This is a genomic window from Streptomyces sp. NPDC058457 (assembly GCF_042720695.1).
Lineage (GTDB): Bacteria > Actinomycetota > Actinomycetes > Streptomycetales > Streptomycetaceae > Streptomyces.
In genome coordinates, this window is the sequence record NZ_JBHXLU010000005.1 from 41,266 (window position 1) to 55,344 (window position 14,079).

11 protein-coding genes are annotated in these 14,079 nt (G+C 70.4%); 4 read left to right on the plus strand and 7 right to left on the minus strand.

Going from position 1 to position 14,079, the window contains the following annotated elements:
- The first annotated feature begins 8 nt into the window (after window positions 1-8).
- Window positions 9-875 (plus strand): helix-turn-helix transcriptional regulator, encoded by an 867-nt coding sequence (locus ACFWPS_RS06165; RefSeq protein ID WP_383701571.1) that lies wholly within the window; start codon window positions 9-11, stop codon window positions 873-875.
- On the opposite strand, the gene ACFWPS_RS06170 is transcribed toward ACFWPS_RS06165, so the two are convergent.
- The 5 genes from ACFWPS_RS06170 to ACFWPS_RS06190 form a co-directional block, all read right to left on the minus strand.
- On the minus strand, window positions 851-2,224 hold the full coding sequence (locus ACFWPS_RS06170) for an alpha-amylase family protein (RefSeq protein ID WP_383701573.1): 1,374 nt from the start codon (window positions 2,222-2,224) through the stop codon (window positions 851-853). The two genes, ACFWPS_RS06165 and ACFWPS_RS06170, sit on opposite strands and share 25 nt — an antisense overlap.
- A gap of 159 nt (window positions 2,225-2,383) precedes the next feature.
- A complete protein-coding gene (locus tag ACFWPS_RS06175; RefSeq protein WP_383701575.1) occupies window positions 2,384-4,045 on the minus strand; it encodes a glycoside hydrolase family 13 protein in 1,662 nt (553 codons plus the stop codon).
- 226 nt (window positions 4,046-4,271) lie between these two features.
- Complete coding sequence (locus ACFWPS_RS06180) at window positions 4,272-5,180, minus strand: sugar ABC transporter permease (RefSeq protein ID WP_383701577.1); 909 nt, start codon at window positions 5,178-5,180, stop codon at window positions 4,272-4,274.
- 13 nt (window positions 5,181-5,193) lie between these two features.
- Complete coding sequence (locus ACFWPS_RS06185; protein WP_383701579.1) at window positions 5,194-6,198, minus strand: carbohydrate ABC transporter permease; 1,005 nt, start codon at window positions 6,196-6,198, stop codon at window positions 5,194-5,196.
- Between the two features lie 105 nt (window positions 6,199-6,303).
- Window positions 6,304-7,578, minus strand: coding sequence for an extracellular solute-binding protein (locus ACFWPS_RS06190; RefSeq protein WP_383701581.1), 1,275 nt, complete (start codon window positions 7,576-7,578; stop codon window positions 6,304-6,306).
- A gap of 331 nt (window positions 7,579-7,909) precedes the next feature.
- On the opposite strand from ACFWPS_RS06190, the gene ACFWPS_RS06195 reads away from it, so the two are divergent.
- Entirely contained in the window at window positions 7,910-8,932 is a 1,023-nt protein-coding gene (locus ACFWPS_RS06195) for a LacI family DNA-binding transcriptional regulator (RefSeq protein ID WP_383701583.1), read from the plus strand.
- Between the two features lie 82 nt (window positions 8,933-9,014).
- Window positions 9,015-9,872, plus strand: a complete 858-nt coding sequence (locus ACFWPS_RS06200) for a phosphatase PAP2 family protein (RefSeq protein ID WP_383701585.1) — start codon at window positions 9,015-9,017, stop codon at window positions 9,870-9,872.
- A 355-nt stretch (window positions 9,873-10,227) separates the two neighbouring features.
- Here the strand turns inward: ACFWPS_RS06200 and ACFWPS_RS06205 are convergent, their stop codons facing one another.
- Both ACFWPS_RS06205 and ACFWPS_RS06210 read right to left on the minus strand, forming a co-directional pair.
- Complete coding sequence (locus ACFWPS_RS06205; protein ID WP_383701587.1) at window positions 10,228-11,802, minus strand: amidohydrolase; 1,575 nt, start codon at window positions 11,800-11,802, stop codon at window positions 10,228-10,230.
- Window positions 11,803-11,831: 29 nt separating this feature from the next.
- A complete protein-coding gene (locus ACFWPS_RS06210) occupies window positions 11,832-13,283 on the minus strand; it encodes an APC family permease (RefSeq protein WP_383701589.1) in 1,452 nt (483 codons plus the stop codon).
- A gap of 179 nt (window positions 13,284-13,462) precedes the next feature.
- Between ACFWPS_RS06210 and ACFWPS_RS06215 the strand changes: the two genes are divergently transcribed.
- Window positions 13,463-14,068: a TetR/AcrR family transcriptional regulator gene (locus ACFWPS_RS06215; protein ID WP_383701591.1), complete on the plus strand. Its 606-nt coding sequence runs from the start codon at window positions 13,463-13,465 to the stop codon at window positions 14,066-14,068.
- Window positions 14,069-14,079: the final 11 nt, after the last annotated feature.

Here is a 14,079-nt window from a genome sequence, read left to right on the forward strand (position 1 = left end):
CTGGAGGGGTGGACAGGCAAGAACTCGCGGCTTTCCTGCGCAGCCGACGTGAGCGGATCTCCCCCGCCGAGGTCGGGCTGCCGCACGGTCCGCGCCGCCGGACGCCGGGGCTGCGGCGCGAGGAGGTGGCGCAGCTGGCGTTCATCTCGACGGAGTACTACACGAGGCTGGAGCAGGCCCGGGGGCCGCGGCCGTCGCGTGAGGTGCTGGGCGGGCTGGCGCGGGCGCTGCGGCTGTCCGACGCCGAGCGCGGGCATCTCCACCATCTCGCCGGAGCGCCGCCGGGCCCGCCGCCCGGGCCCTCCCGCGAGGTACGGCAGAGCCTGCTCGACCTGCTGCACCGGCTTCCGCAGGCCGCCGCCTTCGTGACCTCCGCGACCTTCGAGGTGCTGGCCTGGAACGATCTGGCGGCCGCCCTCATGGAGGACTTCTCCGCGCTGCCCCCGCGCGATCGCAACCTGATGCGCCGCGCCTTCCTCACCCCGCGCCCGGCGGGCAGCAGGCTGTACGGGGTGTCGGACGTGGACGCCTTCGCCCGGCTCTCGGCGCAGCGCCTGCGGGCCACGGCGGGCCGTCACCCCGACTCACCCGAGGTGACCGGCCTGGTGGCCGAACTCCTCGCCGGGAGCGAGGAGTTCAGGCGGATCTGGGAGTCGCACGACGTGTCCGCCGAGCCCACCCTGGTCAAGACCTTCCGGCATCCGGTGGTGGGTCCGGTCACCGTCAACTGCGACGCCCTCGACATCACCGACCGGGACCAGCAGGTCGTGATCTACACCGCGACCCCGGGCTCACGGTCCGAGGAGGCGCTGCGACTGCTGTCGGTGATCGGCACCCAGCGGATGGCCCCTCAGCAGGTCGACTTCCCGGCGTAGATCGCGAGGGCGGTGTTCGAGGCCAGGGTGGCGGTGAACTGGCCGCTCGAGTTGACCGTCACCGACGTGTTCGCCTGCACGTTGCAGTACGTCCCGGCCGGCAGTGACGTCTGGTAGGTCCGGGTCAGGGAGCCGGACTCGTGGTTGATGGCGACATAGCCCTTCGCGCCGCGCCCGAAGGCGATCGCGTCGGCGCCGTCGTCCCACCAGTTCGTCATCGACTCGCCGCGCACCGCGTTGCGGAAGGCGACCATGCGGATGATCTCCGGCCAGGCGTGCTGGCACTTCCAGCCGTCCTGCCAACAGGCGTTGACGACACCGTTGTTGGGCGGCCCGGCGTCGGCGTCCGACCATTCGTAGCCGGAGTTGATGTCCGGGGCGCCGTAGGGGTAGGCGAGCATGAAGACGTTGGCCAGGGTGTAGTTGGCGCCGTCCTTGTAGTTGAGCGTGCTGCCGTTGCGCTCGGTGTCGTGGTTGTCGACGAAGACCCCGGCGACCGAGCTGCTCATGTACCCCCAGCCCTCGCCGTAGTTCTTCAGGTAGGCGAGGTTCTCGTCGTTGAAGACGCGCTTGAGGTCGTAGGCGTACCGGAACTCCTGGACGTCCCCGTTGCCGGTGTACTCGGTCGGCTGGACGGCCTCGCCGGCGCCGTAGATGACCTCCTGCTTCCAGTACACGGACGGGTTGGTCAGCCGGGTCTTGATGTTGGCGAGGTCCTCGGCCGGGATGTGTTTGGCCGCGTCGATGCGGAAGCCGTCGACACCGAGGCTGAGCAGGTCGTTCATGTAACCGGCGATCGCCGACCGGACGTACTCCTCCCCCGTGTCCAGGTCGGCCAGGCCGACGAGTTCGCAGTGCTGGACGTTCCAGCGGTCGGCGTAGTTGGAGACGAGCGAGGTGCAGTCGTCGAAGTCGTACGAGGAGTACAGGCCGGGGTAGTTGTACTTCGTGTACGACGAGCCGCCGGTGCCGGTGCCGCTGCCCGCCGACATGTGGTTGACGACGGTGTCGACGACCACCTTCACACCGGCCGTGTGGCAGGTGTTCACCATGTTCTGGAAGGAGGTGCGGTCACCGAGTCTGCCCGCGATCTTGTACGACACCGGCTGGTACGACGTCCACCACTGCGAGCCCTGTATGTGCTCGGCGGGCGGGGAGACCTGGACGTACCCGTAGCCCGCCGGGCCAAGGGTGTTGGTGCACTCCTTGGCGACCGAGCCGTAGTTCCACTCGAAGAGGACGGCGGTGACGTCCTTGGTGCCGGGCGGGGAGGCCGACGCGACGGACGGGGTCATGACAACGCTACAGGCGGCCAGCGCCAGTGCGGCGGAGAGGGTCTTACGTGCCATGTGGGGTTCCTTCGCCATTGAAGGCTCTTGCAGAAATGTTGCTGAAATCTTGCGGTTGCGCAGATGTTAAGGGCCCGCCACCCAGTTGGGTAGCGGGCCCTGTGAAGTTGCTGCAAGAAGTTACCGGGTGACGCCCCGTCAGGTGCCGTCAAGCGGTGATCAGGCGGTGGTCCACCACACGGTGCTGTCGGCCGGCAGCTTCGCCTCGCCGTCCGCCTCGGTCAGTTCACCGCTGGCGAGCAGCACCCTGCCGTACGCGGGAGTGGTGACGGACTCGCCGCTGGTGTTCGCGACGCACACGAACTCCCCGCGCCGGAAGGCGAGGACGCCCTCCGGGGCGCGCAGCCACTCCACCGCGTCGCCCGCGCCGAGGTCGGCCTGCGCACGGCGCACGCTCAGCGCGGAGCGGTACAGCTCCAGGGTGGAACCGGCCACCCCGGTCTGCGCCTCCACACTCAGCTCGCCCCAGCTCGCGGGCTGCGGCAGCCAGCTGCCCCCGGCCCCGAAGCCGTACGACGAGCCCTCCCGCGTCCACGGGATCGGCACCCGGCAGCCGTCGCGGAAGCCGTCCTGGCCGGCGCCGCGGAAGTACGCGGGGTCCTGGCGGACCTCGTCGGGCAGGTCGACGACGTCCGGGAGGCCCAGTTCCTCGCCCTGGTAGACGTACGCCGAGCCGGGCAGCGCGAGCATGAGGAGCGTGGCCGCCCGCGCCCTGCGCAGGCCCAGCTCCCGGTCTCCCGCCGTGCGGATCTGCGTCCCCAGTCCCGGCGGGTTGGCGAAGCGGGTGGCGTGCCGGGTGACGTCGTGGTTGGAGAGCACCCAGGTGGCGGGGGCGCCGACCGGGCGCATGGCCTCCAGGGTGCGGTCGATGACCTTGCGGAGCTCGGCGGCGTCCCACTCCGTGCTCAGGTACTGGAAGTTGAACGCCTGGTGGAGCTCGTCCGGGCGGACGTAGTTCGCGGTGCGCTCGACGGTCGGGGTCCAGGCCTCGGCGACGAAGATCCGCTCACCGGCGTACTCGTCAAGGACGTGCCGCCACTGCCGGTAGACCTCGTGGACGCCGTCCTGGTCGAAGAACGGCATGACATCGTTGCCCAGCAGCTTCAGCTGGTCGGCGCCGCCGAGGTCCGGCAGCCCCTCCGCCTTCACCAGGCCGTGGGCGACGTCGATACGGAAACCGTCCACGCCCATGTCCAGCCAGAACCGCAGGATGGAGCGGAACTCGTCGCCGACGGCGGGGTGTTCCCAGTTGAAGTCGGGCTGCTCCGGGGCGAAGAGGTGGAGGTACCACTCGCCGTCGGCCACCCGGGTCCACGCGGGCCCGCCGAAGATGGACTCCCAGTCGTTGGGCGGGAGTTCGCCGTTCTCGCCCTTGCCCGGGCGGAAGTGGTAGCGGTCGCGCGACGGCGAGCCCGGCCCCTCGGCCAGCGCCCGCTTGAACCACTCGTGCTGGTCGGAGGAGTGGTTGGGCACGAGGTCGACGATGATCCGCAGCCCCAGCCCGTGCGCGTCCCGGATCAGCGCGTCGGCGTCCAGCAGGTTGCCGAACATGGGGTCCACGGCCCGGTAGTCGGCGACGTCGTAGCCGGCGTCGGCCTGCGGGGAGGCGTAGAACGGGCTGAGCCACACGGCGTCGACACCGAGGTCGCGCAGGTACGGGAGTCTGGCACGCACGCCCTCCAGATCACCCATCCCGTCGCCGTTGCTGTCGGCGAAGCTGCGCGGATAGACCTGGTAGATCACCGCGTCCCGCCACCAGTCGCGGCGACGGGCGACGGTGACGGTGGCGGGGGCCGGTGCGGCGGATTGCTGCTGGCTCATGGCGTCCTTGAGGCGTCGTAACAGGGTCATAGGGTCAGAGGTGAATACGGCGGTGGGGTGGTGACAAGGCGGCCGCGGTCACAGCGGGGTCGGATGGAGACCGCGGCCGCCAACCCGCGCGTTCGGGCGCGCGGGAGTCATGGCGCCCCAAAGGGGCGCGGGGAACTGCGCGACCAGCCACGACGGCGCCGCAGCCGAACGACGGCCCTCGTAGCTCGACCAACGGTCAGCCCTTCGTACCGCCCGCGGTGAGGCCGGTCACCAGATTCTTCTGCACGAGGTAGAAGAACACGGCCACCGGTATCGCGATCAGCACCGCCGTCGCGGTCATCAGGTTGCGCTGCGCATCGTGCTCACTGATGAAGCTCTGCAGACCGACGGCGAACGTGTACTTGTCGTCGCTGAGCATGAACGTGGAGGCGAAGGCGACCTCACCGAAAGCCGTGAGGAAGTTGTAGAACGCGGCGACCGCGAGGCCGGGCTTGGCCAGCGGCAGGATCAGCCGACCGAACGTGCCGAAGGGCGAGAGCCCGTCGACACGGCCGGCCTCGTCGATCTCGAAGGGGATGGTGTCGAAGTAGCCCTTGAGCAGCCACGCCGTGTACGGCACGACGGTGGTGCAGTAGACGAGGATCAGCCCGAGGTAGCTGTCGATGAGGCCGAGCCGCGACAGGATCTGGTACATCGGCACGATCAGCACGGCGATCGGGAACATCTGGGTGAGCAGCAGCAGCCACATGAACTTCCGGTAGCCGGGGAAGCGCATCCGGGAGACCGCGTAGCCGGTGGTGGAGGCGAGGATCAGGCCGATGACCGTGGTGCCGCCGACGACGATCATCGTCGTCCTGAACCAGTCCCAGAAGCCGGTGTGCTGGAGGACGAACGAGTAGTTGTCCAGCGACATCTTGTGCCAGATGCCGCTCGGGTGCAGGTAGTCGTCCTTGTCCGGGCCGAGGGACAGGAAGATCAGCCAGCCGACCGGGAAGAACGCGATCAGGCTCGCCACGGCGAGGACGCCGTGGATGACGGCGCTGCCCAGCGGGCCGCGCTCGTCCCTGCGGCGGACACGGCGGGTGGTCGTCATGGGGGCCTCCTCGGCGACCTGGGCGGAGGTCCGGACAGTGGTCGTACTCATGGGAACTCCTGTCTCAGATCGCGAGCTGCTGGTCGTTGCGGTTGAGCCAGCGGCGGTAGAAGGAGGTGAAGACGATCAGGATGGCCAGCAGCAGCATGCCGTAGGCGGCGGACTGGGCGAAGTCACGCGGCTGCTGTCCGAAGCCGAGGTAGTAGGCCCAGGTGACCAGGATCTGCGCGTCGGGGGCGGTGTCGCCGAAGAGCAGGAAGATGACGGCGAACTGGTTGAACGTCCAGATGATGCCGAGGAGTACGACGGTGGAGCTGACGGACCTGAGCCCCGGCAGGGTGACGTACCGGAAGCGCTGCCAGGCGCTCGCGCCGTCCATCTCGGCGGCCTCGTACAGCGTGCCGTCGATGGCCTGGAGGCCGCCGAGAAGCGAGAGCATCATGAACGGCACACCGCACCAGGTGTTGACGAGGATGGCCGCGGCCCGCTGCCAGAAGGTGTCCTCCAGCCAGGCGGGTTGCGGCAGATGGAGGAAGTGCAGGGTGCTGTTGATGATGCCGCCGTCGGCGAGCATGAACCGCCAGCCGAAGACAGTGACGAAGGTGGGCACGGCCCAGGGCAGGACGAGGACCATGCGGTAGAAGGTGCGGCCGCGGAACTTCTCGTTGAGGAGAAGGGCGAGGCCGAGGCCGATCGTGTAGTGCAGGGTGACGCAGAGCGCGGTCCAGACGATCGTCCAGAGGAAGTGGGACCAGAAGCGGTCGTAGGACGTCGGTCCGAACAGGATGTCCTTGTAGTTGTCCAGGCCGATGAACTTGTAGGTGGCGTCGATGTGGTTGACGCCGATGGTGCGGGCGGTGTTGAGGCTGTTGGCGTCCGTCAGCGTCAGGTAGAAGCCGTACACCAACGGGTAGACGACGAGCGCCCCGAGGACGACCGCCACGGGGGCGACCATCGCGTAGGCGTACCAGTACTTCTGGTAGCCGTTCTTCAGCCGCTGGCCCAGCCCGGGGCGGGGCGCGCGGTCACCGTGGCGTTTGCCGGTCGCGCGGTCGATGGCGACTGTCATGGTTCGACACCTTCTGGTCTTCCGGGATCGGGCTGGGCACAGGCCGGTGGCCGCCGGACCCCTCCCCCGTGTCCCAAGGGGGGAGATCCGACGGCCGTCGGCGGCTTACTTGCTGAAGTCGGGGACGAGCTTCTCGATCCCGAGTTCGGCGGTGCTCAGGCCCTTGTCCAGGGACTCCTTGCCGCCGGCGATCTTGGTCAGCTCGGTGCCGACCGGACCCCACAGGGAGGAGTACTCGGCGAGCGCCGGGCGCGGCTGGGCGGAGGAGAGGACGGCCTGGTAGCCGGCGATGCCCGGGTCGGCCTTGACCTCGGCGGTGTAGGCGTCGGAGCGGGTCGGCAGGGTGGAGTTCTTCAGGGCGATCTCCGTCTGGGTCTTCGCGGAGGTCATGAAGGCGACGAACTTCTCGGCCGCGGCCTGGTGGGCCTTGTCCGAGCCCGCGTAGACGGAGAGGTTGTGGCCGCCGGTCGGGGCGCCCGCCTTGCCGGTGGAGCCGGCCGGGACGGTGGCGATGCCGAGGTTGGACTTGTCGCTGAACGCGGAGCCCTTGTAGAAGTTGGTGATCTCCCAGGGGCCCTCGATGGTCATGGCGACCTTGCCGTTGACGAAGGCGTCCTGGCGGTGGGCGTAGGCGTCGGCGGTGACGTCCGCCTTGTGCAGGCCCTTGCCGGAGTAGAGGTCCAGCCAGGTCTGGTAGCCCTTCTTGGCCGCCGCCGAGGTGATGGTGATCTTCTTGGCGGAGGCGTCGACCATGTCGGTGCCCTCGCCGTAGAGGAAGGGCTGGGTGTAGTACGCGGCCTCGGGGCCCCAGTAGCCGGTGGTCCTGGCCTTGTCCTGGATCTTGGCGGCGTCGGCCTTCACCTCGTCCCAGCTGGTGGGAGCCGCGGTGATGCCGGCCTTCTTGAAGAGCGCCTTGTTGTATACGAGGGCGAGGGTGTCGGTGACCAGCGGGACGCCGTAGGTCTTGCCCTCGTACTGGGCCTGGGTGATCAGGCTGGACTGGAACTTGTCCTTGTCGGCGAGGGCGGCGGTGCCGTCCAGCGGCACGAAGTAGCCGGCCTTGGCGAAGGCGGGGGTCCAGCCGACCTCCGAGCGCAGCACGTCGGGGGCGCCCTTGCCGGACTGGGCGGCCGTGTCGAACTTGTTCTGCGCCTGGTCGAACTGGACGTCGACGTAGTTGACCTTGATGCCCTTGTTCGCGGCCTCGAACTCCTTGACCAGGGCCTTGTACGTCGGTGCCTCATTGGTGGCGTTGGAGGTGTCCCACCAGGTGATGGTGACCGGGCCGTCCGACTTGCTGTCGCTGCCGCTCCCGCCGCACGCCGTCGCCGTGAGGGCGAGGGACGCCACCAGTGCGGAGGCCGCTATGCCACGCCGCATGAGTTCTCCTTGAGGGTGAAAGCCCGTTTGGTGCTGCCGACGCGCCGTTGCCGTGGCCGGGCGTCAGGGAACGTAACAGCGATGTAAGCGACGCGAAAGACCTTGCAGAAAAAAAGTGCAAGAGACTGCGGACGTTATGCTGCCGTGACTCCCCGTCGATCGCCCCGAGACCCTTGTTGCACAGGGCTGAGCGGGGCATGTCCCGGTTGTGCAAGACTCTGCAAGCTCTTGCCATCCGTCTCCGGCACGGGAATCATCCTCTTGCGGGACCAGGAGCGCCGATCAGAACAGAGGGACCGCGATGACGATACGGCCGGTACAGTCCAGTGCCGTGACCACACGGCTTGCCGACATCGCAGCGCAGGCGGGGGTGAGCGAGGCGACGGTGAGCCGGGTTCTGAACGGGAAGCCGGGCGTCGCCGCCACCACCCGCCAGTCCGTGCTCGCCGCCCTGGACGTCCTCGGCTACGAGCGTCCGGTACGGCTGCGGCAGCGCAGCGAGGGCCTGGTGGGCCTGATCACGCCCGAGCTGGAGAACCCGATATTCCCGGCCCTGGCGCAGGTCATCGGGCAGGCGCTGACCCGGCAGGGCTACACCCCGGTGCTCGCCACCCAGACCCCCGGCGGGTCCACGGAGGACGAGCTGACCGAGATGCTGGTGGACCGCGGGGTCGCCGGGATCATCTACGTCTCCGGGCTGCACGCGGACACCACGGCCGACATGCAGCGCTACGAGCGGCTGCGGGCGCAGGGCGTGCCGTACGTCCTCGTGGACGGCTTCTCGCCGAAGGTGCAGGCGCCGTTCATCTCCCCCGACGACCGGGCCGCGATGACGCTGGCCGTCACCCACCTCGTCTCCCTGGGCCACACCCGGATCGGGCTCGCCCTCGGCCCGAAGCGCTTCGTCCCCGTGCAGCGCAAGATCGAGGGGTTCGTGCGGGCGATGCAGGACCAGTTGGGCCTCGGCGCGGAGACGATCGAGACGCAGCTCGTGCAGCACTCCCTCTACACCCTGGAGGGCGGCCAGGCGGCCACCACGGCGCTGATCGACCGCGGCTGCACGGCGATCGTGTGCGCCAGCGACATGATGGCCCTCGGCGCCATACGGGCCGTACGCCAGCGTGGCCTGGACGTTCCCCGGGACGTCTCGGTGGTCGGCTTCGACGACTCCCCGCTCATCGCCTTCACCGACCCGCCGCTCACCACCATCCGCAAGCCGGTCCCGGCGATGGGCCAGGCCGCGGTGCGCACCCTGCTGGAGGAGATCGGCGGCACCCCGGCCCCGCACAGCGAGTTCGTTTTCATGCCGGAGTTGGTGGTACGCGGTTCCACGGCGGCAGTACCTGGGAAGTAGTCGCCCCGCCGTAGAACATGCACGGTGAACCCGACCTTGGGATGATCTGCCGTAGACGTCTTTTCTGGCAGACTCTGTGCCTATGAGTGACTCGACCGTGACAGAGCCGGAAGGTCGCGCACAACAGACCCTTCCGCGGACCGTCACGGGCGAGGGCGACCAGCGGTTCCTGCACCGGCTGCGCACGCCGCGCCGGCCCCGGCTCTGGTTCGAGATCCTGCTGATCGCGGTGAGTTACTGGACCTACTCGCTGATCCGCAACGCGGTCCCGGAGCAGAAGACGCAGGCGCTGCGCAACGCCGACTGGATCTGGCGGGCCGAGCACCATCTGGGGATCGCCGTCGAGGAGTCGGTCAACCACGCCGTGAACTCGGTGGCTTGGCTGATCGTCGGCATGAACTACTACTACGCGACGCTGCACTTCGTGGTGACGCTGGGGGTGCTGGTGTGGCTCTACCGCAGCCATCCCGGCCGCTACGCCGCGGCCCGCCTCGCCCTCTTCGCGACCACGGGGGTGGCCCTTGTCGGCTACTACCTGTTCCCGCTCGCCCCGCCCCGCCTGATGAACGGCGGCGACTTCGTCGACACGGTGACGGTCCACCACACCTGGGGCTCGATGGCCTCCGGCGACCTCAAACACATGTCCAACCAGTACGCCGCGATGCCCTCCATGCACATCGGCTGGTCCCTGTGGTGCGGCCTGACGGTCTTCGCCCTGGCCTCGGTGCCCTGGGTCCGGCTCCTCGGCCTCCTCTACCCCACGGCCACCCTCCTCGTCATCGTCGCCACGGCCAACCACTTCTGGCTGGACGCGGTGGGCGGAGCCCTGTGCCTGGCCTTCGGCTTCGCGGTGGCCCGCCTGTGGTACGGGGCCCTGCCGTACGCCCTGCCCCGGCAGCCGACGGGGGCGACTCTGCTGCGGAGCCCTGCGACCGGCTGAGGCGGGGGCCTGCGACCGACTGAGGCGGAGCCTGCGGCCGGCTGGGGCGGGCTTCGGTCCGGAACGACGGCCGGTTCGGCACCGCCGACCACCGCCGCGGTGGCTGAGCGCCGTCGCGGCGGGGGAAGGAGGGCCGACGGCTGGTCTGAACCGCCGGTTCAAGAACGACGGGGCTCACCACATCTGTCGGCCGAGATCGTCTGTCCGCCGAGATCGTCTGTCGGCCCAGATCATCTGCCGGCCCAGATCATCTGCCGGCCCCCTTCAACTGCCGGCCCCCTTCAACCGCCGCCACGGCGCTCAGCCACGGCGGTGGGACCCGGCGGTGCCGAACCGGCCTCGGCCCGCCGACGCCTCACTTTCCCCGGTGCACCACGTACCCCCCGGTCACCGTCAGCCGTACCGGTGCCTCTGCCAGTTCGTCCGCCGGGGACTCGACGGGGTCCAGGGCGAACGCCGTCAGATCGGCGCGGTAGCCCACCGCGATGCGGCCTGCGACGGCCGCCTCGCCCGCCGCCCGCGCCGCATGGCTCGTGCAGCCCTCCAGGGCCTCCAGGGCGGTCAGGCCCGGGCCCGTCGACGCGGCGCCGCGCGGTGCGCGGGCCGTCGCGAGGACGGACCGTACGTCGTAGTGGGCGATCGGCCAGTCCGAGCCGAGGGCTACCGTCGCCCCCGCGTCGCGCAGGTCCCGCAGCCGCCAGGCGTGTCCGGCGCGGTCGGCGCCCAGGCGGCGCGACCACTCGTCCGTGCCGTCGGCCCGCGTGTACCCCGTGTGCGGCGGCTGCATCGACGCGGCCACCCCCAGCTCCGCGAACCGAGGCAGCAGCGCGTCCGGTGCCGTCTCGATGTGCTCGACGCGGTGCCGGCCGGCCGCGCCGGGCCCCAGCCCCGCCACCACGTCCAGGACGTGCCGTACCGCGGCGTCCCCGATCGCGTGCGTGGCCGTGCGCACCCCGGCCGCGTGCAGCTGCCGTACGGCGACCGTGTACGCCTCGGGGTCCGGCCAGAACGCCTCCGTGCCCTGCCCGTGGCAGTCCGCGTGCTCCAGCCAGGCGGTGCCGCCCTCCACGGTCCCGTCCATGAAGAACTTGACCCCGTCGACCACCCAGTGCCGCCCGCCCCGCCCCTGCGCCGCGACCAGCTCCCGCAGACCGGCCTCGGTCACGCCCGGCATGCACCAGGGCGCGAAGCGCAGCCGCAGCGGCAGCACGGTCTCCTCGGCCACCGCCCCGACCAGCTCCGCGTCCCCCGCGTCCATGACGTGCGCCCCGGTAAGCCCGGTGGCCGCCATCGCGGCGAGCAGTTCGACCAGCCGGGCCCGGCGGGCCGCGTACGAGGGGCGTGGCATCGCCCGCTCGACCAGTTGCATCGCCGCGTGCTCCACGAGGTGCCCGGTGGGGCGGCCCTCGGCATCGCAGACGACCTGCGCCCGCTGGGAGAACTCCCGTGGCCCGGTGACTCCGGCCGCGGCCAGCGCCGCGCCGTCGGCGAGGGCGGAGTGGCCGTCGTAGAGCCGGAGGAAGGCGGGCGCGCCGCCGAGTACGTCCTCGACGAGCGCGCGGTCGACGGGCCGGCCCTCGAACGCGTTGTGGTCGAGGCCGAACCCGATCACCCAGCCCTCGGTCCGGTCGGCCCCGGTCAGCGCGGCCCGCAGGCCCGCCAGGTCGCGGACGCCCGACAGGTCGGTCCCGGTCGCCATGTCCAGGCCCCACACCGGGTGGCTGTGCGCGTCCACCAGGCCGGGCACCAGGTGCGCGCCGTCCAGCGCCACGACCTCGGTGCCGGGCCCCCGCCAGTCGCGTACGTCCCGCTCGTCGCCGACGGCGGCGATCACCCCGTCGCGCACGGCGACGGCGGTGGCGTACGGCCGGGCGGGGTCGAGGGTGCGGACCTCGGCGCCGGTCAGGATCAGGTCGGTGCTGGCGGTCATGATGCGGTGAACTCCCTTGTTCGGTATGGCTATTCGGCTGGCTCGGACGCGAAGTCCGCGTACACCGCGGGCCGTTCGCGGCGCAGCCACCACGCAAGGCCCAGGCCCGCGACGAAGACGGCCGGGGCGATGACGATCAGCAGGGTGTTCACCGTGCTGGACGCCCCGGTGAACAGGTCGATGTGGGTGATGACGAGCCCTATCGCGGTGGCGAGCAGGACGGCGGCGACGGTCGGGGCGACCACGGTGCGCAGGGTTCCCTCCTCGTGCCGTACCCGCCGGAAGTAGCAGGGCACCGCGATCGCGGCGAGCAGCTGGAGCGCGAACAGGCCGATCATTCCCGGGGTGTTGACCCACAGCAGCAGCTGGTTGTACGGGTCCGCGCCCGCGGCCCAGAAGGCGAGCACGACCGCCAGGCCGAGGACGGTCTGCGCGAGACCGGCCAGGTACGGGGAGCGGTGGCGCGGGTGGATCGTGCCAAGGGACCTGGGCAGCACACCCTCCTCGGCGAGGGCGAGGGCGTAGCGGTTGATCGCGTTGTGGAAGGCGAGGAGCGAGGCGATGATGCTGGTCACGATGAAGATGTGCATCAGGTCGGCCGCCCAGCCGCCCACGTAGGTGGTGATGGCGGTGAAGAAGAGCCCGCCGGGGTCCTTGGCGGCGGCCGCGATGACGTCCTGGTTGCCGAAGGCCTGGATGATGATCCACACCATGAAGGCGTAGAAGAGGCCGAGGAACGCGACGGCCACGTAGGTGGCGCGCGGGACCGTGCGGTCGGGGTCGCGGGCCTCGCGGCGGTAGATGACGGTCGACTCGAAGCCGGTGAAGGCGGCGAAGGCGAAGGCCAGGACGACGGCCGTACCGGAGACGAACACGTGGTGCGGGGCGAAGGACGCGCCGGAAAGGCCGTGCGCGCCGCCCTTCACCAGCACTCCGCCGGCGAGCAGCACGAGGATGCCGGTCTCGGCGACCAGCAGCACGCCGAGCAGCTTGGCGCCGAACTCGATGGAGCGGTAGCCGCCGTAGCCGATGAGGACGAGACCGGCGAGGGCGATCGGCAGCCAGGGGACGTCGGCGCCGAAGAGGGCCTTGGCGGTGTCCCGGCCGGCGCTGCCGAGCAGGCCGTAGACGCCGATCTCCATGCCGTTGTAGCCGATGAGGGCGAGCAGCGCCGCGCCGATGCCGACGGGACGGCCGAGGCCGCGGGTGATGTACGCGTAGAAGGCGCCGCCGCTCCGGACGTGCCGGCTCATGGTGGTGAAGCCGACGGCGAAGACGGCGAGGGTGATGCCGGCGATGAGGTAACCGGCGGGGGCGCCGATGCCGCCGAGCAGGACTGCAAGGGGGGCGACGCCGGCCATCACGGTGAGCGGGGCGGCGGCGGAGATGACGAAGAAGGCGATGTCGGCGGTGCCGAGCGAGCCGGAGCGGAGCGTGGCCACGGCGGGTGGCGTGCTCTCCTCGCGAGCGGTGACGGACATGGGGAGGGAGCCCTTCGAGCGCGACGGACGGGAGGGTTCCGGGCGTGCGGGATGACCGGCGCTACCAGGGCAGGAGCTGCCCCGGACCCGTAAATCTAAAGCCTTTCGGTTTTGGCAATGTAGCCTCCTCCTGGACATCCGGGAAGACCCGTTTCACACCTCCGGGGGAGAACACACGCATGGGACGGCCGCGCACCCCGCTCCTCGACCGGGAGCGGATCACCACGACCGCGCTGCAACTCGTGGACGAGCAGGGCGACTTCAGCGTCCCGCAGATCGCGAAGCGGCTCGGCACCCAGGCCGGTTCGCTGTATCACCATGTGGACGGCCGGGACGGCATCATCGAGCTGCTGCGCGAACGGGTCGCGGCCGCGATCGACCCCGCGACCCTGGGCCTGGCCCCCTGGGACACCGCCGTGGAGTCCTGGGCCCGCTCCTACCGGGCCGCGTTCGCCGCCCACCCGAGGGCGATCCCGCTCCTGATGACCTCACCGGTGCGGGCGCCCCGGGTCCTGGAGCAGTACGAGCGCGCGGTCACGGTGCTGCTGACGGCGGGCTTCGCCCCGGCGGACGTGATGCCCCTGCTGATCGCCCTGGAGAACCTGGTGCTCGGCTCGGCGCTGGACCTGGCGGCCCCGGAGACGATGTGGGAACTGACGGACCGGACCCCGACCCCGCACCTGGCCGAGGCCCTGGCGGCGGTGGGGGACGGCAGGGCGGACCGCGCGTTCGAGGTGGGCCTGGCGGGCCTCATGAACCACGCCCGGACCCTGCTCCAGCACTGACCCCCTGCTCC